We start from the raw sequence: 25,278 nt of genomic DNA, 5'->3' as shown, positions 1-25,278 counted from the left end.
ACCCGTCTCCTCCGTGAGCCAACGCTCCACCTGCCGGTTCCAGTGCGACACCCCGTACGGGCCGTGCCGGTGCGCGCACAACAGCCGGTGCTCGTCGAGCGTCGCCAACGCCACACCGGTGGCGCCGAGCACCGCGGCCTCCCGCACCCTCAGCGCGTGCGGAACCAGGACCGCGCGCAGCCGGTCGGTCGGCCCGTCGGAGTCGAGCCACTCGACGTGATCGCCACCGGCACTCAGCAACTCCAGCACGCGGTCGGCGTCGCCGATCCGGATCGCTTCGGCCAGCGCACCGATCGACTCGCCGAAGCGATGCGGCGTGCGCAGCGCCGCGACCCGCACGTCGTCGCGCGTAGCGAGCCCATCCACCAGATCGGCCAGCACAGCACCGGCTTCCACCGAGGCGAGCTGGTCGGGATCGCCCACCAGGATGAGCCGGGTATCGGGCCGCACCGCCTCGAGCAGGCGGGCCATCATCGTCAGCGACACCATCGACGTCTCGTCGACGACGATCACGTCGTGTGGCAGCCGGTTGCCGCGATTGTGCTTGAACCGCACCGACGTATCCGGCCGAGAGCCCAGCAGCCGGTGCAGCGTCGTCGCCGGCAGGCCCGCTAGCCGCGCCCGGTCCGCGGCGTCCAGCCGCTGCACCTCGGCGGCCACCGCCTCGGCGAGCCGGGCCGCCGCCTTGCCGGTCGGCGCCGCCAGCGCGATCCGGGGCCGAGGGAGGCCGACGAGCTCGGCCTGCCCGGCCAGCAGAGCAAGGAGTCGCGCCACCGTGGTGGTCTTGCCGGTGCCCGGGCCGCCGGTCAGCACGGTGACCGCCTGCGAGACAGCGATTTCCGCGGCGGCCCGTTGCTCGTCATAGCCTGATGGAAAGAGCCGATCGACGGCGGGCACGTCGCCCGTTGCCCGGGGAACGGAGAGCGCGAGCAGGTCGGCGCACACCTGCTCCTCCTCGAGCCAATACCGGTCCAGGTACAGCAGCTCCCCGAACAACCGCAGCACCGGCGGCGAGCCGACCAGCGGGCTGGACCGCACGGCGGCCATCCATTCGCCGGCGTCGGGCCAGGGCAGCTCCGCGTCGCCGACTTGCGCGGCCACCGTGTGCAGGTCCACGCACACCGAACCGCCCCGCAGCGCGCGCACCAGCAGCGCGACCGCCAGCGCCACCCGCTCGTCGGGCTCGCCGGCGAGCGCCGTAAGCCGCTGTGCCACATGGACATCGGCGGCCTCGAAGACGCCTGCCCCGGTGTACGTCCGCAGCAGGCCCTCGGCGCCGATCGCCTCCAGCGTCACGCGGCCGCCCTCCCGTCGAGCAGGTCCGACATTTCGGTTACCAACGACGACGGCGGCCGCCAGCTGAACACCCCCGACGGGTGCCCATCGATTACGGGTGTGGCCGCGCCGCACATCCCGCGCACGAAGAGGTAGAGGACGCCGCCGAGATGCCGCGCCGGGTCGTATTCAGGTAGCCGCCACCGCAGGAACCGGTGCAGCACAACGCTGTACAGCAGCGCCTGCAGCGGATAATCCGAGTGCAGCATCGCCTCGACCAGCCGTGGCCGGTCGTAATCGGCGGATGTCAGCGGCCGGTCGGGATCACCGAGCCAGTTGGTTTTGTAGTCGACCACCAGGTAGCGGTGCGCCGCGCCGTCGGGCACGCGCAGCACGGCGTCGACGGAGCCGGTGAGGTAGCCGCGCAGCGGCTGATCACCAAGGGGGCGGCTGGTCAACCGATCGGCGTACGGCGCCAGCGCGTCGTCGGCCGGTAGGTGCGCGCGCAGCAACGTCCCCATGTCCGCCAGGCGGATCTCGGGCGCGGTCGAGCGCAGATCACCGCCGGCCAGCGGGAACTCGAAGTCCAACTCGCGCAACCGATCCTGGAGCCCGATCCGGCGCAGGGTCAGGTCGCCGGCCAGCGGACCCAACGGCGTATCGTGCATCGGCACCATGGCCGCTGCCAGCAGGTCCGGGGCCACGTCGACCGGCCACCACACCGAGTGGCCGCGGATGTGTGACTCCAACTCGGCGGCCAGATCGGCTGCAAACGGGTCAGTCGTCTCCAGCACGGCGTGCACGAGCGTGCCGAACTTCGCGCCCATCGGCAGGTCCGCCATCGGCGACGGCACTTCCGGCCCGGATGAACCCTGGGCCAGCGGAAGATCACCCGCTTCGTCGTCCAGTTCGGTGACCTCCGGCTCGCTGCTCACCCCGACGGACCCGAAAATCTCCGTCGCCGCCCGGATCAGGCCGGAGTACGAGGTGCGCCGCCACCCCGTGTCGATGCCGCGATGAAAGTGGCGGCTGGCCAGGTCGGACGGCACCGGCTCGGGCGGCACGGACGGTGCCGCGGCCACCACCGAACGCTCGATCACCGGACCGCCCGCCGCCTCCCATTCGCGCAAGCGGGCCATCGCGTCGTCGTCGGAGATCTTGGCCGGTTCGCATCGGTCGGGTACGCAGGAATCTCCCGGTCGGCGGCCGCGCAGCAGCCGCGAGAGTCCGCCGTTGGGTTCGTCGAACGCCGGCGACCACCAGGCCACGACCTGCGCCTGGGCGCGGGTCAGCGCGACATACGTCAGCCGGCTGTCGTCGCTGGCGTCCTCCTTGCGGCCCAGCCTCTCGACGGCCGTGAAGTCCGGGCTGTCCTTGCCGCCGATGTGCAAGCAGCGCACGCCCTCGTCATGGAACAGCACCACATCGCGGTCCTGGGTATTGCGGTTGAACGCGAACGGCAAATACACAATCGGGTATTGCAGGCCCTTGCTCACGAAGACGGTCATGATCTGCACGGCCGCGGCGTCACTGTCCAGGCGCCGGTTGCGTTCGGGCGCGCCGCCGCGTTCGCCGCGTTGCCTGCGCAGCCAGTCGCGGAGCGCGGGCAGGCTGGAGCGCTCCCGATGCGCGACCTCCTGCAGCAGCTGCGCGACGTGCGCCAGGTCGGTCATGTGCCGTTCGCCGCCGCGGGCGGACAGCACGCGGTCGCCCATGCCCGACAGCTGCGCGGCCTCGAAGATGGCCGCGACGCCACGCTCCCGGGCGTGACCGGCCCACTCCCGCAACGTTTCCGCGACGCGGTCGGTCAGCGCGTCACCGCCGGCCGTCAGCGATTCCGCGGTCTCGCCGAAGAACATGGTCGCCGCCGCGGCGCGCACCATGCCGGGCCGGTGCGGTTGGTCGAACGCCTCCAGCAGGCAGAGCCAGTCTTCGGCGGCGTCCGAGGAGAACACGTCCGAGTCGCCCGTGTACACCGCCGGTACGCCCGCGTCACACAGCGCCCGGTAGCAGGCGGCGGCGTCCTTGTGCTTCTCCACGATCACGGCGATGTCGCGGGCCTGCAGCGGCCTGCCACCGAACGTCGCGCCGCTCGCCAGCAATGCGCGGACATCGGCGGCCAGGTCGGCGCCGATGTGTGCCCGCAGCTCGTCGATGGGCAAGTTTTGAACCCCACGGCGGCCCAACGATTCTCGTTGCACCACCCGCAACCGGAACGGGTCGTTGTGCGGGGCACCGGCGAGCCGGTGTCCCCGGTGGTAGGCCTCGACGTCGTCCACCAGTATGGCGGGGTCGCCAAGTTGGGCGCCGCGCAACACCACCTGCAGGCGATCGATGAGTGCCGCATCGCTACGCCAATTGACGGCCAGCGTCTTCTTCTCACCGGCGGTCGCGGCCGCCCGCAGATACGTCACGATGTCACCGCCGCGAAACGCGTAGATGGCCTGCTTGGGATCACCGATGAGGATCACCGTCGAGCGTCCGCTGAACGCGCGGTCGATCACCTGCCACTGCACCGGGTCGGTGTCCTGGAACTCGTCGACCATGACGATCGGCCAGCGGTGATGCATCCGGGCCCGCGCGGGGGAGTCGTCGGTGGCCAGCGCGGCGGCGAGCCGGCTCAGCAGGTCGTCGTAGTCGAGCACGCCCAGTCGCCGCTTGCGCGTATCAAGTTCAGCGAGAACGTCTTTCGCGAAGGAGACGCACACGGCGGCCCGCGATCCGGGCTCGGGGTCGCGCGGCCGCAGCTGCGTCGAGGGATTCTTGACGACCTCGCGCGCCAGCCGCAGCGCCTCGCGGTAATCCAGCGCCGGATCGTCGCGCTCTTGTCCGAAGTGTGCGAGGTAGAGGTCCTCGACGATCTGAACGATCAGCTCGTCGAGGCTCTCCAGCAGCGTGACGTTCGCGGCGGTATCGCCGGCCACGCCCAGCGACTTCAACACCAACTGGCAGAACTGGTGCGTGGTGGCGATCGTTGCCGCGTCGAAGCGGGCCAGCGCGTCGCGGAGGCGCTGCTTGCGCACCGCGCGCTGGTCGTCGGTGCCCTCCAGCAGGTAAGCCACCAATTCATTGGCACCCGCGCCGTCATCGAAAGCGGCCACCGCCTCGACCATTTGGCCGCGCACACGCTCCCGCAGCTCCTGGCTGGCGGCGCGGCCGAAGGTGATGAGCAACATCTGGTCCAGCGTCGCCACGCCCTCGGCGACGTAGCGGGTGACCAGGCCCGCCAGCGCGAACGTCTTGCCGGTGCCCGCGCTGGCCTCCAGCACCGTGGTGGACCGATCGGCGGGCAGCGGTCCGAGCAGGTCGAACCGCTCGATCATGTCGGCTTCCTTTCGGAGCGCAGCATCGGCAGCCAAACCCGGGCGGCGTACGCGCCCAGCCGGGTGTCTTCGCCGTCGTGCTCCTCGCCCGGTCGCACGGGTCGCATCAGATCGGTCAGGCGGGTGTTCTTGCCCCAGGCCCGCAGGTGGGCCGGCTCATCGTGCTCGAACTTCCACCGGTATTCCGCCTCACGCAGCGGATCGTCGCCGCAGTGCCGGGCGGCCGCCCAGGCATAGGATGTCTTGATGGGCAACGGGATCGGCTCCCGGCGCCCCGCGTCGTAGATCGCCACCAGCTCACGCAGCACCGCTGAGGCGTCGTCGGGTGGACGCCCGAGCCCCTCCACCCGCGGGGTGGTCCCCCTCTTCAGGCGGCCGATGCACACCGCCGACCAGTCACGGTCGGGGTCGTGAGCGATCAATGCCAGCAAGGGAATCCACGACTCGAGCAGATGCTTGCCATCCAGCTTGGAATAGGTCACCGATACCAGCCGCTCCCCGTACACGGGTGCGACCGTGCCCGTGAGCCGCCGCCCGGAGCCGAGTTCGATGTCGACGTCGTACGCCTTGGCGTCGGCCCCGCGGTGTTGCTGCGCGGCGGCCGCCAGTAGGGCGGCCTGGTCGCGAATCTCGGTTGCCCTGCGCCATCCCAGTTGGCCGGGTGGCAGGGTCCCCCGCCGCCACTCGGCCTGCCGGGCGTCGTCCGGTGTCCACCCGCGCAGGATGTCGCTCAGCATCCGGTCGCCGACCGTCCACTCCTCGAGGCCGTCCAGGTCGACGGGTATGGCGTCCTGCACGCCGTCGACGTCCCGCGGCAGGGTGAATTCGAGGGCGCGGAAGAAGCCCTTGACCGGGTCCTTGAAGAAGCTCACCAGGTCGGCGAGGATGACGTCGTCGGCCGGCGGTGCCGGCAGCGGTTCCGAAATGAACCTGCGCGCCTCGCCGCGTTCGCCCGCGGCGGCCCGCGCCGCGCGCAGCACGGTCGGGTCGAAGCTGAAGGGGACTTTCGGCACCAGCCTTCCCGGGATGACATTGCGAACGTCGAAGGGCTGCAATGGATGCTGTACGACGATGCGCCCGCGAACCTTGCCCGTCTGCTCGCTCGACGCGGTCATGTCCAGGGTGTCCAGCAGCTCGGCCAGCGGCACCGCGGGCGGACGCGGCTGGCCCGAGTACTCGTTGGCGCCGGTGTAGGTGATCACCAGCTTCTCGGTGGCCGCGCCGATGGCGTCCAGCAGCAATTGCCGGTCCTCCGAACGGATGTCGCGCTCGCCGGTCATCGGGTCGCGGGCCAGCGCGTCGTCGCCGTCGACCACACCGAGCCTGGGGAACACGCCGTCGTCGAGGCCCACCAGGCACACCACCCGGTGCGGCACCGAGCGCATCGGGACCATGGTGCACACCGTCAGCGTGCCGCTGCGGAAGTTGGCCCGCGTCGGGCGCCCGGCAAGGCGCCCCTCGAGGAGCGCCCGGATGTCGGGCAGCCGCAGCACCGTGCCGGCGTGCGGCCCGGCGTCGGCCAGCGTCGAGGCGAACTCCCGGTGCATCTGACTGGTCTGCCACAGGTCCGAGTCGTCGATGCGCGTCAGCAGCTCGATCCCGTCGGCCAGCGCGGCCAGCCAGTCGCCCAACGGCCGCGCGCCGGTGAGTGAGTCGACCGCGCGTTGCAGCCGGTCCACGAATTCGGCGAATTGGCCGGCCAATTCGACGCGGTTGCTGCTGACGTCGTCGAGGGGCAGCGTCGCGTCCAGCCAGGCGTGCGAGTCGTCGGACATCGCGACGCCGGCCAGCACCCGGTCGATGCCGAAACGCCAGGTGTTGTGCACGAAGTCGACGTGATACGGCCGCCGATGCTCCTGGTCGAACCCCCACCGGATGTTGGCCTGCCGGACCCAGCGGGTGATGGCCTCCAGGTCGTCGTCGGTGAAGTCGAAGCGGGCGCGCACGGGCGCCACCTCGGCGAAGTCGAGCACCTCGCTGGCGGTCACCCGGCTGCCGGCCAGCGCCAGCAACCGCGAGGCGACCCCGAGCAGCGGATTGGTCTGCAGCGGAGAGCGGTCAGCGAGCCGCACCCGCAACCGGTGCGCGGGATGCGCGCCGTGCACGACGTCGCCGAGCCCGAAATCGGCGACGATCAGCGGCGCGTACGTCTCGATGTCCGGGCACATCACCAGGATGTCGCGCGGCTCCAGCGTCGGGTCGTCCTGCAGCAGGCCGAGCAGCACCTCGCGCAGCACGTCGACCTGGCGCGCCGGTCCGTGGCAGTTGTGTATCTGCACGGAGCGGTCATCTTCGGCGAGGTTACGCCCTTGCGGCCGAACGGCATTCGCGGCGATGTCGGACTGCAGCCAGCCGAGCAGTGTGTCGGGCCGTTCCGGTGCGGGGAGATGCTCGTCCGTCTGCGGATCGGCGGGCAGGCCGCGCTGGAGTTCGCGCAGGTCGCGTCCGAGCGTGGCCAGCAGTGGGTGACCCACGGTGCGATGGCCGGTGTCCAGGCGGCGGGGGATGGCACCGCGGGCGCCGGCCAGCGCGCGCCACAGTTGGTCGCTGGGATGCGGCAGCCACAGATGCAAGTCGTGGTGGGCGGACAATGCGTCCAGGAGCTCCACGTCGGTGCACGCCAACCGGGTGTGGCCGAACAGGGACAGCCGCGCCGGCAGGCCGGTCCGGCCTTCGCGCAGCCCGGCGACGGTCCGCTGGTGCCGGATGTGCGGGGGATCGGCGGGCACGGCGGCCACCAGCGCGCGCCAGAGCTCCGGTTGCCAGGCCAGGTCCGGGTCGAGGTCACCCGGATCGCCCGCCAGCCAATCGGTCAGCAGGCTCGGGCGTTGCCTGGCATACGACGCGAACAAGCCGGCCAGCCGGCGCGCCACCGAATAGCGGCGGCCGCGGCGCAGCTCCGCCTCCGCCTCCGTCGGCGCGAAGTGGCCCAAATGCGTTGCCAGGGTGCGGCACCACGGCTGATCCAGCGAGCGGTCGATCACCTGCAGCAGCGGCCAGGCCATCGCGTCCGGCGACCACGGATCCTGATCCGCCGTGCCGGTGAGTTCGGCGATCAGGGAGCCGGGGCTGCGGAATACCACCCCGGCGCACACCCCGTCACCGCCTGGGCCGGCACGACCGAGCACATGCGAGAGCCGCTGGCTGAGCCAGCGCTCCACGCCGCGGGCGGGCACCAGCACGAGTTCTTCGGCGAACGGGTCGGTCTGCGGGTTTGCCAGCAGGGCGCCGAGGCCGTCGGCAAGTAGATCGGTGCGTTCGGCACGGTGGAGATGAAGCGCCATTGCGGTGCAACGATAGACCCCGACACCGACACCGGGAGGCGGGACGGCCATCGAGGTCCCATACCTGCGCGATCACGGGGCGGAGGTGACCGACCGCCCGCCGCGATAGCGACGAAAGTCCCTGCACCGGCCGGCTCCGCTGTGCCAGGCTGAGACCATGGCCGGCGTCGCGGATGCCATCGGGTGGGCGAGTAGGCAGATTGGGGACCGGGTTCCCAAGGCGGACCTCGATCAGCGCGACCCGGACTTCATCCGGGACCAGCTGCCCGCCACCTGGCTGGTGGCGTCGCTGTATTTCCGGGCCGACGTCCGCAGGCTCGACCGCATCCCCGCGCACGGCCCGGTGCTGCTGGTCGGCAACCACAGCGGTGGCAACGTCCCGCCCGACACCTTCGTCTTCACCCTGGCGTTCTGCTCGTACTTCGGCGTGGAGCGCCCGTTTTATCAGCTCGCGCACAACCTGGTCACCCTCTACCCCCCGCTGCGCTGGCTGCGCAAGTTCGGCACCGTGGCGGCCAGTCCCGAAAACGCCCGTCTCGCTTTGGAATCCGGCGCGGCCGTGCTGGTGTATCCGGGCGGCGACTACGAGGTGTTCCGCCCGTCCTGGCAGCGGCACGTCGTCGACTTCGGCGGCCGCAAAGGCTTCGTGCGGCTGGCCCGAGAGACCGGCGTGCCGATCGTTCCGGTGGCCAGCGTCGGCGGCCAGGAGACCGCGTTCTTCCTCGGCCGCGCGCAGTGGCTGGCCAAACTTTTGCTGCTCGACAAGGTGGTCCGGCTCAAGAGCGTGCCGATCTCGCTGGCGCTGCCGTGGGGCCTCAACGTCAGCGACCTGCTCGGGCATATCCCGTTGCCCGCCAAGATCGTCATCGAGGTGCAGGAGCCGATCACGGTGCACGACGACGACCAGGCGGTCTACGACGCGGTGATCGCCAGCCTGCAGGCCGGTGTCGATCGGCTGGCCTCCGAACGCCGATTGCCGGTGATCGGCTGATGCGCGTCGAACGCCGGATCGTCGTCAATGCCGACCGCGACACCGTGTGGAAGGTGCTCAGCGACCCGGATCGCTACCCCTCGTTCCTGCCGCACCTGGAGCGCTGGGAGACCCTGACCGAGGGCCCGGCCCGGGTGGGCGCCCGCTACACCGTGCTGTGGAAGATCGGCTCGATCCCGGTGGGCGGCATCGCCGAAGTGGTGGAGTTCGACGCCGCGCGAGATCTGGCCTGGATCAACATCACCGGCGTCACACAGCGGGGCCGGTTCCGGTTGCGCGACGCGGGACCGGGCCGGACCCGCGTGACATTTCGGCTCGCCTACAGCTCGGAGGGCGGGCTGCTGGGCCTGATCGCCGATCGGGTCGCGGCGTTCTGGGTCGGTCGTTCCCTCGACGAGAGCCTGAAAAACCTTCGGCGCCTTGTCGAGTCGTGACCGAACGCGCCTACTTGGCCAATGTGAACTGGTTGATGTCGATGTAGCCGTCCCGGAAAGCCTTGGCGCAGCCGGTCAGATACCTCATGTATCGCTGATACACCTCTTCGGACTGGATCGCGATCGCCTCGCTCCGGTGTGCCTCGAGCGCCGCGGCCCACAAGTCGAGCGTCCGGGCGTAGTGCAGCTGCAGCGACTGCCTGCGTACCAGGTTGAAGCCCATCTTCGAGGCGTGGAACTCCACCATCTCGATCGGCGGCAACTGACCGCCCGGGAAGATCTCGGTGGCGATGAAGTTGTTGAAGCTGGTCTGCTCTTCGGTCATCGGCAGGCCGCGTTCGAGGATCTGCTCCGGGGTGAACATGGTGATCGTGTGCAGCAGCATCACCCCGTCGTCGGGCAGCACCCGGAAGGCCTTCTGGAAGAAATCGTCGTACCGGTCGTACCCGAAGTGCTCGAACGCGCCGATGGAGACGATCCGGTCGACCGGCTCGTCGAACTGTTCCCAGCCCTGCAGCAGGACCCGCCTGCTGTGCGTGGTGGTCATCGCGTCGAACATCTTCTGCACATGGGCGGCCTGGTGCTCGGACAAGGTCAGCCCGATGACGTCCACGTCGTACTTCTCGAGCGCGCGGCGCATCGTGCCGCCCCAGCCGCAGCCGACGTCCAGCAGCGTCATACCCGGCCGCAATCCCAGCTTGCCGAGCGCCAGGTCCATCTTGCGGAGCTGCGCCTCTTCGAGCGGGATGTCTCGCATGCGGTCGAAGTAGGCGCAGCTGTAGGTCATGGTGGGGTCGAGAAACAACCGGAAGAAGTCGTCGGACAGGTCATAGTGCGCCTGGACGTCCTCGAAGTGCGGCGTCAGGTTCTCTGTCATACCAGCTACGCGCCTTTCCTGAATCCGGGGCCATTCAGCTGTACACGAGTGGGCGGCTCAGCTGGTTCACCCTGGCTTCCCGTAACTGCCGGAATCAAACTTCGGCGCGCGTATGCGGGGAATTCGGATGAGGCTACCCCCGTTTACCCGGAGTCGGCTGGAAATGAGGAGGAACAAATGGAGGCTTGGGACGCGATTCGCGCCCGGCGCAACGTCCGGCAGTACAAACCGGACGCGATTTCCGAAGACGACCTCAATCGCATCGCCGAGGCGGGGTGGCGCGCGCCGTCGGCGAAGAACCGGCAGCCGTGGGACTTCGTGATCGTCACGGACCGGGCGGACCTGCAGGAATTGTCGACCGTGTGGCAGGGCGCGGGGCACATCGCGGGCGCCGCGGCCGCGATTGCCATCGTGGTGCCCGTCCCGCCCGACGAGCGCCGGGTGGTCACCGACAACTACGACGTCGGGCAGGCCACGATGGCGATGATGATCGCGGCCACGGACCTGGGAATCGGGACCGGGCATTCGTCGGTGGGAGACCAGGAGAAGGCGCGGGCCATCCTCGGTGTCCCCGACGACCGGCTGGTGGCCTTCCTGCTGGGTCTCGGGTATCCCGCCGACCGTCCGCTCGCCCCGATCCGCACACCGAATCGGCGGCCCTTCGACGAGGTCATCCACCACGGTCGTTGGTGAGTGAGCGGTCGTAGGCTCTTCCCCGTGCATGAACACCGGGGTGACTACGGAATCGACGGCTCGTTTCACACCGTCTCGGCGCGCTGGCAGGCGATCGGCCTCGCCGCCCAGACCGCCGCGCTGGCGGGGTGGGGTGCTATCAGCTGGGCGCGAGGCAAGCGGGTGACGGCAGGGCTGGCGGCGGTGTCAGCCGTCGGGATCGCCTCTAGCGCAGCCCTTTACGCGTACGCGACGCGGGTCGGCAAGTTCGTCGTGTGGGACCGGGTGCTGGACGACCTCGAACTGCGCGGCGACGAAACGGTGCTCGACCTCGGGTGCGGGCGCGGTGCGGTGCTGCTCGCCGCGGCCAAGCGGTTGCCGCGGGGCCGGGCGATCGGTGTCGATCTGTGGCACGCCGACCAGACCGACAACTCCCCGGACGCCACCCTGGCGAACGCGGCGCTGGAGCACGTCGCCGATCGCATCGAGGTGCACACCGCGGATATGACCGCCCTGCCCTTGGCCGACGACAGCGTCGACGTGATCGTCAGCAACCTGGCCATCCACAACATCGCGACGCACGCCGGCAGGCGCAAGGCTCTCGACGAAGCGGCCCGGGTGCTGCGCTCGGGTGGTCGGCTGGCCATCGCGGACCTATGGGAGACGCGCCAGCATGCCGCGCACCTAAGGGACCTGGGGTGGCGAAACGTGCGGCGCCGCAACCTCGGATGGCGCATCAGCTACGGCGGTCCGTGGTTTTCCACCCGCCTGGTCACCGCGACGAAGCCGGGGTGAGGGCCGACGGCTCCTCGAGGTATGCCTCGTCCGCGAATTTGATATCGCATGCGCTATCAAATCGGGCAGAGCCTCATGGTTCCGACATGGCGCCGCCGGGGGCGGGCATGCTTGGGGCCATGAACCGACACGAGATCACCGAGCAGATCGTCCTGGCCCGCCTGAGGCTCGGCCTCACCTGGCAGCAGCTGGCCGAGGCCATCGACCGGCCGGTGGTATGGACCACCGCGGCGCTGCTAGGTCAACACGCCATTCCCGCTGAGCCGGCAAGGATTCTCGCCGAGAAGTTGAACCTGGACGAGTCGGTGGTGCCCGTGCTGGCGGCACCGCCCATGCGGGGCGGGCTGCCGAGCGCGGTCCCCACCGACCCAACGATCTATCGCTTCTACGAGGCCCTGCAAGTTTACGGCGGTGCCATCAAAGAGCTGATCCACGAACAGTTCGGCGATGGCATCATGAGCGCGATCAACTTCAGCGTCGACCTGCAGAAGAAGTCGCACCCGTCCGGCGACCGCGTCGTGGTGACCCTCGACGGCAAATTCCTTCCATACCAATGGGTTTCGTCGGACAGCTGACATGGTGGCCGAGACGAAACCGGTAGACCTCGTTCTCTCCGGCGGGGGCGTGAAGTTCATCGGCCTGGTCGGCGCGGTCGCCGCGCTCATGGATGCGGGCTACTCGGCCTATCGGGTGTCGGGTGTTTCGGCGGGATCGGTGGTCGCGGTCATCTCGGCCGCCGCGTCCAACGGCAATCAACTGACCAGTGGTCAGATCAGGGAACTCGCGTTGTCGGTGCCGTTGCGCCGTTGGCGTGACGCGGGGCCGGTGCCCTTCGTCGGGTCCGCCTGGGGGCTGGCGCGAGACACGGCCATGTACCGCGGCGATTTCGCCCACGAGTGGATCCGCAGCGAGCTGAAGAACCTGGGGGTCGTCACGTTCGGTGATCTGGCCCTCGACGACCGCGATCTTCCTCCCGAACGGCGCTACAAGGTGGCGGTCACGGTCGCCGATGTCACCGCGGCGCAGCTGGTGCGGCTGCCCTGGGACTATCGGCGGCTTTACGGGCTCGATCCCGACGAGCAGCCCGTCGCCGACGCGGTCCGCGCCTCGATGGCGATCCCGTTCTTCTACCCGCCGGTCAGGCTGACCGACACCATGGGGCTCACGTCGAACCTGGTCGACGGCGGGGTGCTGTCGAATTTCCCGGTCGACTCGCTGGACCGCACCGACGGCAAACCGCCGCGCTGGCCGACGTTCGGGATCACGGTGATGCCCAAGCTCGCCGAGGGTGTGGACCAGGTGTTCCCCGCGTTGCGCCCGCTGCGCTTCCTCAAGCAGTCCGCCCTGCTGCAAAGCCTTTTCACCACCATGCTGGTCGGCCACGACCAGGCGCAGCTGAGCCTGCCGTGGGTCAAGTGCCGCACCATCGGGGTCGCGTCCACCGACGTGAGCGTTCTCGACTTCGGTATTTCCAGGGGGCGCCTGGAGGAGCTCTGCGACCGGGGCTATGCGGCCGCGCAGGATTTCCTGTCGACCTGGGACTGGCCGGCGTATCTGGACCGGTTCCGATGAATCGTCGTGGAAGTGAAGTGACGGCGCGACGCGCACGTGTCACACTGGCGGCGAGGAGGCGAAGGGAACGCGGTGGCGGCTAGCAGCGGCCACCGCGTTCGCCATTCAGTTCATCATCACCTGCGGTGACAGTTCCTTCAGCATCGCGTTGGCCCAGCGCATCTGGCGCAGCGTCTCGGGGTGGCAGCGCGACGCCAGGCTCAGCAGTTCGGAATCCTTGGCGGCCTGCGCACCCTGGGCCAACAGCTCCCAATCCAACGACACCCCCGCCGCCAGGCGGTGAATCCGCCGCAAATCGGCGAGCAACACCAGGCCGGGCTCCGGTCGGTGCCGCAAGATGCCGCTCATCCGGGACTGCACGGCTCCGGTGATCACGCGGGTGCGGGGGTCGGCCGACAGGTGCAGACCGTAGTGCCGGCCGTGCTCGGCCAACTCGTTCAGGTGCTGCCGCGACCAGCCGGCCAGGTCTTGCGCCAGGTGATTGATGTCCTGGTCGCTGCGGTGCCGGGCGGCCACCAGGTTGAGGTTGTGGGCCAGTTTGCGTTCGGAGCGGTGCAGCTCGCGGATCGCCAATTTGAGCTTCATCGCCGGGCCCCGGTCGCCAGGACCTCGGTCACTGCGGCGGCCGACCCGCCCGCCGTGGCGGGCACCGCCCCATTGACCGGCGCGGACGCCGCGGTGGTGGGCGCGTGCGCGGCGCCGTTTGTCTCGGGCCGGCCCACCCGGCTCTTCTCGATCCGGGCGGCCGCGGTCTTGTAGATCGGCTGTTTGGAAACAGGATCCCAATCGGTCAGGGTGAGTTCGTTGCCGGCCCGCTGATGGGCCCTGCTGCCGGCGTCCCAGTAGCCGTAATGGAAGGGCACGAACAGGACGCCGTCGCGGATGCCGCAGATGCGGGCAGCGCAGGTGACGCGGCCGCGCGGCGTGCTCACCTCGACGAGGTCGCCCTCGCCGATGCTCAGCCGCCGGGCGTCGGGTTCTGAGACCTCGACCCACACCTCAGGCGCGGCGTCCTGAAGTTGTTGGGCCCTAGCGGTTTTCGTGCGGGTGTGGAAATGGTAGACGGTGCGACCGGTGATCAACACGAACGGATATTCGGAGCTGGGCCGCTCGTGCGGGGGAAGGTATTCGGCCGCCTTGATGATGGCCTTGCCGAAGGGATTCATCGAGCGGTATTCATCTCGCTGCAACGGGGCGCCCGTGATCAGGTCTTTGCCGTAGGCCTCACAGTAATCCGGTGCCGCCCAGAATTTGGCGTCGGCGTAGAGTCGTTCGGTGCCGTCGGGATGCTCTGCGTTGCAAGGCCATTGGATGCCGCTGCCGCCGCGCAGCTTCTCATAGCTCAAGCCGGTGTAGTCGCACGGCCGGCCCGCGGTGCATTTTTTCCACGCCTCGAACGCCGACTCGGGATCGGTCCACGGCGGGAACGGTTGGCCGTCGGAGTCGCGGAAGTCCATCCGGCGCGCGTAGTCAAGGAAGATGTCGAGATCCGAACGCGCGGAACCCGGTGGCTCCACGGCCTTTTCGGACAGGTGCACGGTGCGGTCCGCGTTGGTGAAGGCGCCGGTTTTCTCCCCCCACGCCGCGGCCGGCAACACCACGTCGGCCAGTGCGGCGGTTTCGGTCATGAAGATGTCCTGGACGATGAGGAACAGCCGCTCCTGGGAGAGGATGTCACGGATGCGCGGCAACTCGGGCAGCGACACCGCGGGATTGGTGGCGGTGACCCACAACATCCGCAGGGTCCCCTCTTCGGCGAAGCGGAACATCTGCATGGCATGGGTGGGCGGGGCGTAGTGCGGAATCTGCAGGGGCTCCAGGTTCCACAACTTCGCCAGTTCCTTGATGTGCGAGTCGTTGGACCAGTTGCGGAAGCCGGCCAGGTCACCGTCCGCGCCGCACTCGCGGGTGTTCTCGGCGGTCGGTTGCCCGTTCATCTGCAGCACCCCGCAGCCCGGCTTGCCCAGCATGCCGCGCACCAGGTGAATGTTGTTGACCTGCACGGCCGCCGCGGTCGCCTGATGTGATTGATAGAACCCCTGCAGCACGGTGGACAGTAACCGCTCGGCGGTGCCAAGTAGTCGCGCCGCGCGCCGGATGTCCTCGGCCGCCACCCCGCAAATTTCGGCGACCCGTTCGGGCGGAAACTCCTCGACCCGGCCGCGCAGCTCGTCGAAACCGACTGTGTGCGTGTCGATGTAGTCCCGATCGATCCAGCCGTGACCGATGATCTCGTGCAGCAGGCCGTTCATCAACGCCACGTTAGTGCCGGGCAGCGGTGCGAGGTGAACGGTGGCGTGCCGGGCAACCGGTGTGAGCCGGGGGTCGACGCACACGATCGCCGGCGGCGAATCGCCGGCCAGCCGGTCCAGCATCCTGGCCCACAACACAGTTTGCGTCTCGGCGACGTTGTGGCCGAACAGCGCGATGACGTCGGCATGGTCGACGTCTGTGTAGGAACCCGGTTGTCCGTCGCAGCCGAACGATTCCTTGAGCGCCTCGGCCGCCGTCGCGGTGCACAGGCGGGTGTTGCCGTCGACGTGGTTGGTGCCGATCGCCCCGTGCGCGATGGCCCCCTGGGTGTAGTACGCCTCGAGGAACAACTGCCCGGAGGTGTAGAAGCCGATGGAACTGGGGCCGTAGTTGTCGAGGAGTTGCCTACTGCGAGCCACGATGTGGTCCATCGCGGTGTCCCAGTCGCACGGCCGCAGCTTGCCGCCGACCCGAATCATCGGACTGGTCAACCGGTCTCGCGAGTTATTGGCCTGCCAGCCGAACAGGTCTTTGGGGTCGAGCCGGCCGTGGTTGACGCGGTCGACGGCTCGGCCCCGCACCCCCACGATCCGCCCGTCCTTGACGGCGATGTCCAGGCCGTCTCCGTTGGAATGCAACACCGCCGCCGACTGCACCCAGCGGTCCACCGACTCGGGCGTGACGCCGTCGGCCAGGTAGGTGTCGACGCGCTCGGGCCACCGTGTGCCCGGTTCGTAGGGGGTCCGCGTCCCCCAGGGTTCCGCGATCCGGTCTACTGTCACGCCGGTGGGCGTACCCGGCCGCCGGTGTCCAAAACGTCGAGGCCAGGGGGGCGGGCCGCGTTAAAGCCCGAACTCGGCCTCGATGCCGTCGATCCCGGCGCGAATGGCCTTCAACGCGTCGGCGCGGGCGCGCAGCTTCGTTGCGGCGTGGGCGTGTTGGTGCAGACCGGCGAATTCGCGCGCGGCCTCCTCGGCCCGGCTCACCACCATCTCCGGCAGCACGATCTCGTCAACGAAGCCGGCGGCCAGCGCGGTCTCACCGAAGAACGTCTTGGCGAGCCCGACGGCTTGCTGGTAAGCCGACTGCGTCAGACGCAGCTTCATGATCTCCAGCGCCGCGTACGGGATGACCATGCCGATCGCCACCTCGTTGGCCTGAATGTTGTAGGCGTGCGCGGCCACCCGGTGATCGCCGGATGAGAGCAGAAAGGCCCCCATCGCGATGGCGTGCCCGGTGCAGGCCATCACGACCGGCTTGGGATGGGACAGCAGCCGATAGGACAGCTCGAAGCCGCCCCGCAGCATGTCGATCGCCGGCTGCGCCTCGCCCGAGGTCAGGATCTTCAGGTCGAACCCGCCGCTGAACACCCGCTCGTTGCCGGTGATCACCAACGCCCCGGCGTTGTCCGCGTCGGCCCGGTCGATCGCCTCGCCCAGCGCTTGCTGCATCGTCGGACCCAAGGCGTTGACCTTGCCGTCGTCCATCTTGATGACCGCGATGGAATCCTTGAGGCTGTAGTGGACCGGGCCGCTCATCGGTTGCTGGCTCCTTGCCGTCACGCGGGCTGACTGTGGTGTTTGCCCAGGTCGTCCTCGGCCTCGCCCCAGCGCAGGCTGACATCGGTGGGCTCGTCGAGCTGGCGGGAGCGCCATCTGTCCTGCGTTTCCCGCACCGCGCCGTTGATCCGTTCGATCTCGCTGCGGAACACCTCGGGACGGGTTTCCTTGCTCGCGTAGTGGAAGTAGGTCAGCAGCCCGCGCAGCAGCTCCAGCTTCTGCTTCTCGCGTTTCGCCAGGTCGTGGGTCGTCATCAACTCGATGCGCTGGACCGGCGGCAGGGAGTCCCAGTCCAGCACCACCTGGGTTTCCAGCGGAACGCGCTCGCGCTCCCAGAACCGGCGCCCATTCGGGCGCTTCGGCCGGTCGAAGTAGCTGATGGTGCCGGTGAAGCGGGACTCGATGCCGCTGCCGATTTCGGCGCGGTCGAGCGCCGAATCCCACACCATGCGCCATTCCTGACCGGGGGCCAGCACTGGCAACTCGCGGGGGAGTCGCAGTTCGGCGACGTCGGCGTAGCCGTCGGTGGCGTTCTCGTATTCGGCCACCGTCGGCGGATTCAGGAACGAGAACGTGATGTCGTACGCCGCGGTCTGACCGAAGTTCCTGACCACCAATTCGATGACGTGCCAGTCGGCCGGGTGCGGTTCCATGAACATGGCGACCTGCGGCCGGGTCTGTTCCGCGGCGAGTCGGCGGTTGCGGGTGATCTGCCGGTTGGTGAAGATCAGGGTGACAACGGCGAGCGCGATCGCCGCCCACGCCGCCCACGCGATCCAGGTGCTGGACCCAGTGTGCGTGATTCCGTTCCAGCTGTCCTGGATCCACCCCATGGAATCCACCCTCCGCTTATATCACAGGCCGGTTGCCGTCTCGTTCGGATCGAGCGAGCCCGCTCAGCCGCCCATCAGCATTCGCCACTGCGCCAGGTCCGCGGCGCGATAGACGTAGTTGGAACGTTTGACTTCCGACAACGATGCGCTCGGCTCCGCCGAATACCAGTGCCCGGGAAAGACCGTGGGGTCGCCGGGCAGGGTCGCGAGTTGCTGCAGGCTGCGGTACATCTCGTCGGAGTCGCCGCCGGGAAAGTCGGTCCGGCCGCAGCCCTCCAGGAACAACGTGTCACCGGCCACGAGGCGGCCATCGAGCAGGAAGCACTGGCTGCCCGGCGTGTGGCCGGGAGTGTGCAGCAATTCGATCTCGATGCCGCCGATGCTGACCTTGTCGTGATTCTCGTGGGCGGTGAGGTCGCCGAGGCTGACCCCGGTGACTCGCGAAACCCATTGCGCCTCATGGGTATTGACATGCACCGGCACGGCTTTCCGTTCCAGCAGCTCGGCCAGGCCCTGCAGGGTGAAGCCCATCATCGATCCGCCCACGTGGTCGGGATGATGATGGGTCACCAGCACTCCCGACAGGTGCATGCCGTCGACCTCGAGCGTGTCGAGCAGTTCGCCGGCCGCGTAGGCGGGGTCGACCACCACGCAATCGCCCGTTTCCCGGTCGCCGATCAGGTAGGCGAAGTTGCGCATTTGGGTCGCGAACATGTCGCCGGTGGCGAAATCGCGCCCCGAGAGCAGTTGGCGAAAGTACAGCCGGTCCGTTGACACGTGACCAGACTAGGACGTGCCCGCCAAGGGTCGGCAGCGCCGCCTCGAAGTCGGCAAAACACCGTCCGTGAGCAGCGATTGGGTGTCTGGGCAGTGGGTATTGTTGGCGCATGAGGAAGAAGGTCGAGATCGAGATCGACGTCGATCTGATTGACGAGGCGATTCGCCGCTTCCAACTCGCCGATGCCCGCGAGGCCGTCAACCTGGCGTTGCGCACCCTGCTCACCGGAGCCGAGGCCGGCCAATCGGACGAAGAGTACGACGAGTTCAGCGACCTCAGCGCGTGGCAGCCGCGCCGGAGCGGCGACGGCGGGGATTAACGCCCGTGGTTTGGTCCGGCTGCGAGCCAGGCTGTACCCTCTTTTAGGCCCACGGCACTGCCGATTCGGGTGAACGGCCCCCTTAGCTCAGTCGGTAGAGCGTTTCCATGGTAAGGAAAAGGTCAACGGTTCGATTCCGTTAGGGGGCTCGGCGGACGCCGAGCAGGCGCGGCGGCCACGACCCCAAAATGGGGTGGCCAGAGGCGATGTAGCTCAGTCGGTTAGAGCGAACGACTCATAATCGTTAGGTCGCCGGTTCGAGTCCGGCCATCGCTACAACACAACAATGCACTTTGAGAGATTTGAGAGAGAACCGTCATGGCTTCCAGTACCGACGTGCGGCCGAAGATCACCTTGGCCTGCGAGGTGTGCAAGCACCGCAACTACATCACCAAGAAGAACCGCCGGAACGACCCGGACCGCATGGAGCTGAAGAAGTTCTGCCCGAACTGCGGCAAGCACCAGGCGCACCGAGAGACACGCTAGCGGCGGCCCGCGAGTGATTACTCAGACTGACTAGGTAGATTTTAGAGCCGTGCCGTTAACCGAAGATATCGTCGGTATGCACTACCGCTATCCCGATCATTACGTCGTGGAGCGGGAGAAGATCCGCGAGCACGCGGTCGCCGTGCAGAATGACGACGCCGCATTTCTGGAGGAGAAGGCGGCGGCCGAGCTCGGCTACAAAGGGCTGCTGGCCCCGCTGACCTTCATCTGCGTGTTCGGCTATAAGGCGCAGACGGCGTTCTTCAAGTACGCCAACATCGCCGTCCACGACGCCCAGATCGTCCAGGTCGACCAGGTGCTGAAGTTCAACGCGCCCATCGTGGCCGGCGACAAGCTGTATTGCGACGTCTACGTGGATTCAATGCGCGTGTCGCACGGCACCCAGATCATCGTGACCAAGAACATCATCACCAACGAAGCCGGTGATGTTGTGCAGGAGACCTACACGACCCTGGCGGGTCGTGCCGGTGAGGATGGAGAAGAGGGATTTTCTGATGCCACTGCGTGAGTTCAGCTCGGTGAAGGTGGGTGACCTGCTCCCCGAGCGGACCTACCCGCTGACCCGTCAGGATCTGGTGAACTACGCGGGCGTCTCGGGCGACCTGAACCCGATCCACTGGGACGACGAGATGGCCAAGGTCGTCGGGCTGGACACCGCGATCGCGCACGGCATGCTGACCATGGGCATCGGTGGCGGCTACGTCACCGCGTGGATCGGTGACCCCGGTGCGGTCACCGAGTACAACGTGCGGTTCACCGCGGTGGTGCCGGTGCCCAACGACGGCAAGGGTGCCGAGTTGGTCTTCAACGGCCGGGTGAAGTCGGTGGACCCCGAGACCAAGTCCGTGACCATCGCGCTGACGGCTACCACCGGCGGCAAGAAGATCTTCGGTAGGGCCATCGCGTCCGCGACCCTCGCGTAGGCGGCCTGTTAATGGCGCTGAAAACCGATATCCGCGGAATGATCTGGCGGTACCCGGACTACTTCGTCGTGGGCCGTGAACAGCTCCGCCAGTTCGCCCTGGCCGTCAAGGACCGCCACCCCGCCCACTACCGGGAGGACGCGGCCGCCGCACTCGGCCACGACGCGATCCTCGCGCCGCTGACCTTCGCGACCATCTTCGCCAAGCTGGTCCAGCTGGATTTCTTCCGGCACGTCGACATCGGCATGGAAACCCTGGTGATCGTGCAGGTCGACCAGCGATTCGTGTTCGCCCAGCCGATCAAGGCCGGCGACAAGCTGTGGGCCCGGATGGACGTAATGTCCGTGGACGAACGGTTCGGCGCCGACATCGTGGTCACCAAGAACATCTGCACCAACGAAGATGGCGAGTTGGTCTTGGAGGCCTACACCACGTTGATGAGCCAGTACGCCGACCAGTCGGAGAACCTGCGCTGGGACCCGGAGTCCGGCCAGGTCGTCAGAACGGCGTAATTAGTATCTGACTCGCGCGTCGATGTACACTCGGACCTCGGGGTTTTCCCAGCATTAGCGCGCTTTCCGTGAGTCGAGCAATCGGAAGGCGCGCGTGTCATGTAAGCCCCGGTAGGTAAGCGCAGGTTGGCCTGCCAACCGCGAAGGGGCGTAGCTCAACTGGCAGAGCAGCGGTCTCCAAAACCGCAGGTTGCAGGTTCAAGTCCTGTCGCCCCTGCTGAACGAAAAGGCGTGCCATGGTGGACACTGGAATAGTGGCCGTCCACCACGGGACGGCCCGCGGGACACTAGCAAACTGAAGGAGCATGCGGTGAGCGACGAAGGCGACGCTGCCAACGACGCCGCAAGCGACGGCGCCGACAGGGAGGACGACCGCGCAAACGGCGGCCGGACCGCTGTGGTGACGCGGCCGCAGCGCCCCACCGGCAAACGATCCCGGCAGCGAGTGGCCGACGCCGGCGAGGACGTCGACGTAGAGTCGGCGGACGAGGCCGAGGTTGCCAAGGAGGACAAGGCCACCAAGGGCGCCAAGGCCAAGAAGGCCAAGAAACCGAAGAAGCCGGGGGACCGTTCGGCCAACCCGTTCGTCTTCGTCTTCAACTACCTCAAGCAGGTGGTTGCGGAGATGCGGAAGGTTATCTGGCCCAACCGCAAGCAGATGCTCACCTACACATCGGTGGTGCTGGCGTTCCTGGCTTTCATGGTGGCGCTGGTCGGGCTCGCGGATTTCGGCCTCACCAAGCTGGTGCTGCTGGTGTTCGGCTGAGCGAGAAGATAGAGAGGACTGAAAACCGTGACTACCTTCGACGGTGACACGTCCGCGGGTGAAGCGGTCGACGTAGAAGAGCGCGCCGAGGGCGCTGAGCAGGCCCTGGAAGCGGCCCCGGAAACGGACGCTGAAACCTCAGCGGCCGAGGCCCCCGAGGAGTCGGCCGAGGAGGTCGACCCGGCGGCCGCGCTCAAGGCGGAACTGCGCAGGAAGCCAGGCGACTGGTACGTCATCCACTCCTACGCGGGATACGAGAACAAGGTCAAAGCCAATCTCGAGACCCGTGTGCAGAACCTGGACGTCGGCGACTACATCTTCCAGGTCGAGGTGCCCACCGAAGAGGTCACCGAGATCAAGAACGGTCAGCGTAAACAGGTCAATCGCAAGGTGCTGCCCGGCTACATCCTGGTGCGCATGGACCTGACCGACGACTCGTGGGCCGCGGTGCGCAACACGCCGGGAGTCACCGGGTTCGTCGGGGCGACGTCGCGCCCGTCGGCCCTGACGCTCGACGACGTGGTCAAGTTCCTGCTGCCGCGCGGCGCGACCAAGAAGGCCGCCAAGGGCGCGGCCACCACCGCCGCGGCCGCCGAGGCGGGCGGGCTGGAGCGTCCGGCCATCGAGGTCGACTACGAGGTCGGCGAATCGGTGACGGTCATGGACGGGCCGTTCGCCACGCTGCCGGCGACCATCAGCGAGGTCAACGGCGAACAGCAGAAGCTCAAGGTGCTGGTGTCGATCTTCGGCCGCGAAACGCCGGTCGAATTGACGTTCAGCCAGGTCTCCAAGATTTAGCTCGGGCGGTTGCGCCCACCCCCAGGAAGGAACACCAACATCTCATGGCCCCGAAGAAGAAAGTCGTCGGGCTGATCAAGCTGCAGATCGTGGCGGGGCAGGCCAACCCTGCGCCGCCGGTCGGACCCGCGCTCGGCCAGCATGGCGTCAACATCATGGAGTTCTGCAAGGCCTACAACGCGGCCACGGAGAGCCAGCGCGGCCAGGTCATCCCGGTGGAGATCACGGTCTACGAGGACCGCAGCTTCACCTTCGCCCTGAAGACGCCGCCCGCCGCCAAGCTGCTGCTCAAGGCAGCCGGCGTGGGCAAGGGCTCGGCCGAGCCGCACAAGACCAAGGTCGCGAAGGTCACCTGGGACCAGGTTCGTGAGATCGCCGAGACGAAGAAGACCGATCTCAACGCCAACGACATCGACGCGGCCGCCAAGATCATCGCCGGCACCGCCCGGTCGATGGGGATCACCGTCGAATAGTTTCGAAACACCGTGGGAGGGCCAGCTCCGGCCCGCTGCTTAACCACGACCCAACACCCGATTGGATGAATCAATGAGCAAGAACAGCAAGGCATACCGCGCCGCCGCCGAGAAGGTGGACCGCAACAACCTGTACAGCCCGCTCGAGGCGGCCAAGCTCGCCAAAGAGACCGCGTCGGCCAAGCAGGACGCGACGGTCGAGGTGGCGATCCGGCTCGGCGTCGACCCGCGCAAGGCGGACCAGATGGTCCGCGGCACGGTCAACCTGCCGCACGGCACCGGTAAGACCGCCCGCGTCGCGGTGTTCGCGGTCGGCGACAAGGCCGAGCAGGCGCAGGCCGCCGGCGCCGACATCGTCGGCAGCGATGACCTGATCGAGAAGATCCAGGGCGGCTTCCTGGACTTCGACGCCGCGATCGCGACCCCCGACCAGATGGCCAAGGTCGGCCGCATCGCTCGCGTGCTGGGCCCCCGCGGCCTGATGCCGAACCCCAAGACGGGCACCGTCACCCCCGACGTCGCCAAGGCCGTGGCCGACATCAAGGGCGGCAAGATCAACTTCCGCATCGACAAGCAGGCCAACCTGCATTTCGTCATCGGCAAGGCGTCCTTCGACGAGAAGGCCCTCGCCGAGAACTACGGCGCGGCGCTCGACGAGGTGTTGCGGCTCAAGCCGTCCGCCTCGAAAGGCCGCTACCTGAAGAAGATCACGGTGTCGACGACCACGGGGCCGGGCATTCCGGTGGACCCGTCCGTCACCCGCAACTTCGCGGAGGCCTGAGTCGTAGCGGGCCGGCTACCCGCCGCACTCCGCGATGCGGCGGCGCAGGAACTCCCGGCCCGGCTCGGAACCGTTGACTCGCAACGCTTCTCGGTACCAGGGGAGCGCATCGGCCGGTCTGCCCGCACGCCTGAGCAGGTCGGCTCGCACCGTCGTGACCAGATTGGAGCGGCCGAGCCGGGGGTCGTGGGCCACCTCGTCCAGGGCCGCGAGGCCGGCGTCGGGTCCGTCGCGCAAGCCGACCGCCAGGGCGCGGTTGGCGCGCACGACCGGCGAATCGGTCAGCGCCAGCAGCCGGTCGTAGGCGGCGCAGATGGTGACCCAGTCGGTCTGGTCCCAGGACGGCGCCGTCGCGTGCAGCGCGGCGATCACCGCCTGTGGCAGATAGGGGCCCGGAGAACCCTCGGCACGGCGTAATCGGTCCAGCCCCCGGGCGATTCGGCCGCGGTCCCACCGGTGCCGGTCCTGCTCCTCGAGCGGCACCAGCATCCCGGCGTCGTCCACCCGGGTGGCTCGTCGCGAATCGTGCAGCAGCATCAGGGCCGCCAGCGCGTGGGCCTCGGGCTCGTGCGGCATCAGCGCGCACAGTTCACCGGCCAGCCGGATCCCCTCGTCGCACAGTTCGTCGCGGATCGCCGACGGGCCCGCCGTCGACCAATAGCCCTCGGTGAACACCGAGTAGACACAACCGAGCACGTGTGGTGTGCGTTCGGGCAGCAGCTCGGCGGGCGGCACCCGCAGCGGGATGTTGGCGTGGCGAATCTTGTTCTTGGCACGCGTGATTCGCTGACCGATCGCGGCGTCGGTCTGCAGCAGCGCGCGGGCGATCTCGGTGACGGTCAACCCCGACACCAGCCGAAGGGTGAGCGCCAGCTGCGATTGCCGGTCCAGGGCGGGGTGTGCGCAGGTGAACATCATCCGCAGCTCGTCGTCGCGAACGGGGGACGGGTCGGTGTGATCGGTGCGCGCCCGGATATCGTCGATCACGGCCGCCAATTCCTTTCCGGGACGAACGGATTCGCGGCGCAGGCGGTCGCGCGCCCGGTTGCGGGCGACGGTCACCAGCCATCCGCCGGGATTGTCCGGCGGGCCGTCGCGGTCCCAGCTGCGAAGCGCCTCGGCGCAGGCCTCCTGGACGGCGTCCTCCGCGACGGTGAGGTCGCCGGACCACCGCGCGAGCGCGGCGACGGCGGGCCCCCATTCCCGCCGGAAGACGCCGTCCAGGTCGGACATCACTGGTGCGTTACAGTCCCGAGACTCCGGCCAGTTGCCGCACCTGCACGGTCGAGGCGGGGATCATCGAGGCCAGCTTGACGGCCTCGTCGCGGTCCGCGGCGGCGAGCAGGTATACGCCCGTGGCGATTTCGGCGCCCTCCACGTATGGCCCATCGGTGATGAGGACCTCGCCGTCGCGCACCCGCACAGTGGTGGCGGTGGACCGGTCGTGCAACGCGGCGCCGCCGAGGATGTGATCACCCGCGGCCGCATGGAGCTCGGCGTGGCGTGCCGCGACGGCCTCCCACTCCGGGGTGCCCGGCGTATGGGCCGATGCC

26 protein-coding genes and 3 tRNA genes are annotated in these 25,278 nt (G+C 68.3%); 18 read left to right on the top strand and 11 right to left on the bottom strand.

Translation table 11 applies throughout. The features are described 5' to 3' along the window. The 3 genes from recD to recC form a co-directional block, all read right to left on the bottom strand. A partial coding sequence (recD, locus tag A5697_RS03390) for an exodeoxyribonuclease V subunit alpha (RefSeq protein WP_068007968.1) occupies window positions 1–1,296 on the bottom strand: 1,296 nt, incomplete at its 3' end. Then, on the bottom strand, window positions 1,293–4,595 hold the full coding sequence (gene recB / locus A5697_RS03385; protein ID WP_068007975.1) for an exodeoxyribonuclease V subunit beta: 3,303 nt from the start codon (window positions 4,593–4,595) through the stop codon (window positions 1,293–1,295). The genes recD and recB, both read right to left, overlap by 4 nt. Beyond that, entirely contained in the window at window positions 4,595–7,882 is a 3,288-nt protein-coding gene (gene recC, locus A5697_RS03380; protein WP_068007965.1) for an exodeoxyribonuclease V subunit gamma, read from the bottom strand. Before recC ends, recB begins: the two co-directional genes overlap by 1 nt. Window positions 7,883–8,039: 157 nt before the next feature. Here recC and A5697_RS03375 point away from each other — a divergent pair, with 157 nt between their 5' ends. Both A5697_RS03375 and A5697_RS03370 read left to right on the top strand, forming a co-directional pair. Then, complete coding sequence (locus tag A5697_RS03375) at window positions 8,040–8,873, top strand: lysophospholipid acyltransferase family protein (protein WP_067951136.1); 834 nt, start codon at window positions 8,040–8,042, stop codon at window positions 8,871–8,873. Then, window positions 8,873–9,307, top strand: coding sequence for an SRPBCC family protein (locus A5697_RS03370; RefSeq protein WP_067951135.1), 435 nt, complete (start codon window positions 8,873–8,875; stop codon window positions 9,305–9,307). The genes A5697_RS03375 and A5697_RS03370 overlap by 1 nt, the downstream gene beginning before the upstream one ends. 10 nt (window positions 9,308–9,317) lie before the next feature. Here A5697_RS03370 and A5697_RS03365 read toward each other — a convergent pair whose 3' ends face one another. After that, window positions 9,318–10,184: a cyclopropane mycolic acid synthase family methyltransferase gene (locus tag A5697_RS03365; protein WP_067951133.1), complete on the bottom strand. Its 867-nt coding sequence runs from the start codon at window positions 10,182–10,184 to the stop codon at window positions 9,318–9,320. A 177-nt stretch (window positions 10,185–10,361) separates the two neighbouring features. On the opposite strand from A5697_RS03365, the gene A5697_RS03360 reads away from it, so the two are divergent. The 4 genes from A5697_RS03360 (at window position 10,362) to A5697_RS03345 (ending at window position 13,223) form a co-directional block, all read left to right on the top strand. Further along, window positions 10,362–10,877 carry a nitroreductase family protein gene (locus A5697_RS03360; protein ID WP_067951131.1) on the top strand — a complete coding sequence of 172 codons (516 nt, stop codon included), beginning with the start codon at window positions 10,362–10,364 and terminating at the stop codon, window positions 10,875–10,877. 24 nt (window positions 10,878–10,901) lie between these two features. Beyond that, a complete protein-coding gene (locus tag A5697_RS03355; protein WP_068007963.1) occupies window positions 10,902–11,651 on the top strand; it encodes a class I SAM-dependent methyltransferase in 750 nt (249 codons plus the stop codon). A gap of 107 nt (window positions 11,652–11,758) precedes the next feature. Next, a complete protein-coding gene (gene cynS / locus A5697_RS03350; RefSeq protein WP_068007972.1) occupies window positions 11,759–12,226 on the top strand; it encodes a cyanase in 468 nt (155 codons plus the stop codon). 1 nt (window position 12,227) lies between these two features. Continuing rightward, window positions 12,228–13,223: a patatin-like phospholipase family protein gene (locus A5697_RS03345; RefSeq protein ID WP_067951130.1), complete on the top strand. Its 996-nt coding sequence runs from the start codon at window positions 12,228–12,230 to the stop codon at window positions 13,221–13,223. A gap of 105 nt (window positions 13,224–13,328) precedes the next feature. Here A5697_RS03345 and A5697_RS03340 read toward each other — a convergent pair whose 3' ends face one another. The 5 genes from A5697_RS03340 to A5697_RS03320 form a co-directional block, all read right to left on the bottom strand. After that, on the bottom strand, window positions 13,329–13,808 hold the full coding sequence (locus A5697_RS03340) for a hypothetical protein (protein ID WP_067951128.1): 480 nt from the start codon (window positions 13,806–13,808) through the stop codon (window positions 13,329–13,331). Further along, window positions 13,805–16,258: a molybdopterin oxidoreductase family protein gene (locus A5697_RS03335; RefSeq protein ID WP_068007960.1), complete on the bottom strand. Its 2,454-nt coding sequence runs from the start codon at window positions 16,256–16,258 to the stop codon at window positions 13,805–13,807. Before A5697_RS03335 ends, A5697_RS03340 begins: the two co-directional genes overlap by 4 nt. Window positions 16,259–16,318: 60 nt before the next feature. After that, window positions 16,319–17,014 (bottom strand): crotonase/enoyl-CoA hydratase family protein, encoded by a 696-nt coding sequence (locus A5697_RS03330; protein WP_067951125.1) that lies wholly within the window; start codon window positions 17,012–17,014, stop codon window positions 16,319–16,321. A 20-nt stretch (window positions 17,015–17,034) separates the two neighbouring features. Further along, the gene (locus A5697_RS03325; protein ID WP_068007956.1) at window positions 17,035–17,868 is read right to left on the bottom strand and encodes a hypothetical protein; all 834 of its coding nucleotides are present in this window, start codon (window positions 17,866–17,868) and stop codon (window positions 17,035–17,037) included. Window positions 17,869–17,931: 63 nt separating this feature from the next. Next, window positions 17,932–18,645 carry an MBL fold metallo-hydrolase gene (locus A5697_RS03320; RefSeq protein WP_068007952.1) on the bottom strand — a complete coding sequence of 238 codons (714 nt, stop codon included), beginning with the start codon at window positions 18,643–18,645 and terminating at the stop codon, window positions 17,932–17,934. A gap of 110 nt (window positions 18,646–18,755) precedes the next feature. Between A5697_RS03320 and A5697_RS03315 the strand changes: the two genes are divergently transcribed. From A5697_RS03315 to rplA, 12 genes are all read left to right on the top strand, one after another. Continuing rightward, window positions 18,756–18,965 carry a type II toxin-antitoxin system VapB family antitoxin gene (locus tag A5697_RS03315; RefSeq protein ID WP_067951121.1) on the top strand — a complete coding sequence of 70 codons (210 nt, stop codon included), beginning with the start codon at window positions 18,756–18,758 and terminating at the stop codon, window positions 18,963–18,965. 76 nt (window positions 18,966–19,041) lie between these two features. Further along, window positions 19,042–19,114 (top strand) — tRNA-Thr (locus A5697_RS03310). A gap of 53 nt (window positions 19,115–19,167) precedes the next feature. After that, a tRNA-Met gene (locus tag A5697_RS03305) sits at window positions 19,168–19,241 on the top strand. A 42-nt stretch (window positions 19,242–19,283) separates the two neighbouring features. Continuing rightward, complete coding sequence (gene rpmG, locus A5697_RS03300) at window positions 19,284–19,451, top strand: 50S ribosomal protein L33 (RefSeq protein WP_007167776.1); 168 nt, start codon at window positions 19,284–19,286, stop codon at window positions 19,449–19,451. A gap of 49 nt (window positions 19,452–19,500) precedes the next feature. Then, window positions 19,501–19,980, top strand: coding sequence for a (3R)-hydroxyacyl-ACP dehydratase subunit HadA (gene hadA, locus A5697_RS03295; protein ID WP_067951119.1), 480 nt, complete (start codon window positions 19,501–19,503; stop codon window positions 19,978–19,980). Next, complete coding sequence (gene hadB, locus A5697_RS03290) at window positions 19,967–20,395, top strand: (3R)-hydroxyacyl-ACP dehydratase subunit HadB (RefSeq protein ID WP_067951118.1); 429 nt, start codon at window positions 19,967–19,969, stop codon at window positions 20,393–20,395. The genes hadA and hadB overlap by 14 nt, the downstream gene beginning before the upstream one ends. An 11-nt stretch (window positions 20,396–20,406) precedes the next feature. Beyond that, window positions 20,407–20,907, top strand: coding sequence for a (3R)-hydroxyacyl-ACP dehydratase subunit HadC (gene hadC, locus A5697_RS03285; protein WP_067951116.1), 501 nt, complete (start codon window positions 20,407–20,409; stop codon window positions 20,905–20,907). Window positions 20,908–21,051: 144 nt separating this feature from the next. Further along, a tRNA-Trp gene (locus A5697_RS03280) sits at window positions 21,052–21,124 on the top strand. 93 nt (window positions 21,125–21,217) lie between these two features. Continuing rightward, entirely contained in the window at window positions 21,218–21,673 is a 456-nt protein-coding gene (gene secE, locus A5697_RS03275) for a preprotein translocase subunit SecE (protein WP_067951114.1), read from the top strand. A 27-nt stretch (window positions 21,674–21,700) separates the two neighbouring features. Further along, complete coding sequence (nusG, locus tag A5697_RS03270) at window positions 21,701–22,471, top strand: transcription termination/antitermination protein NusG (RefSeq protein ID WP_067951112.1); 771 nt, start codon at window positions 21,701–21,703, stop codon at window positions 22,469–22,471. A 44-nt stretch (window positions 22,472–22,515) separates the two neighbouring features. Then, window positions 22,516–22,944, top strand: coding sequence for a 50S ribosomal protein L11 (gene rplK / locus A5697_RS03265; RefSeq protein ID WP_067951110.1), 429 nt, complete (start codon window positions 22,516–22,518; stop codon window positions 22,942–22,944). 73 nt (window positions 22,945–23,017) lie between these two features. Continuing rightward, window positions 23,018–23,725 (top strand): 50S ribosomal protein L1, encoded by a 708-nt coding sequence (gene rplA, locus A5697_RS03260; protein ID WP_007167783.1) that lies wholly within the window; start codon window positions 23,018–23,020, stop codon window positions 23,723–23,725. Between the two features lie 15 nt (window positions 23,726–23,740). Here rplA and A5697_RS03255 read toward each other — a convergent pair whose 3' ends face one another. Beyond that, window positions 23,741–24,958, bottom strand: a complete 1,218-nt coding sequence (locus A5697_RS03255) for an RNA polymerase sigma factor (protein ID WP_067951108.1) — start codon at window positions 24,956–24,958, stop codon at window positions 23,741–23,743. Window positions 24,959–24,968: 10 nt separating this feature from the next. Next, on the bottom strand, window positions 24,969–25,278 hold a 310-nt coding region (locus A5697_RS03250; RefSeq protein ID WP_231971966.1), incomplete at its 5' end, for a YciI family protein.

It is taken from the genome of Mycobacterium sp. E3251 (assembly GCF_001666835.1).
Taxonomy (GTDB): Bacteria; Actinomycetota; Actinomycetes; order Mycobacteriales; family Mycobacteriaceae; genus Mycobacterium.
This window is presented reverse-complemented; position numbering and strand designations above follow the sequence as displayed.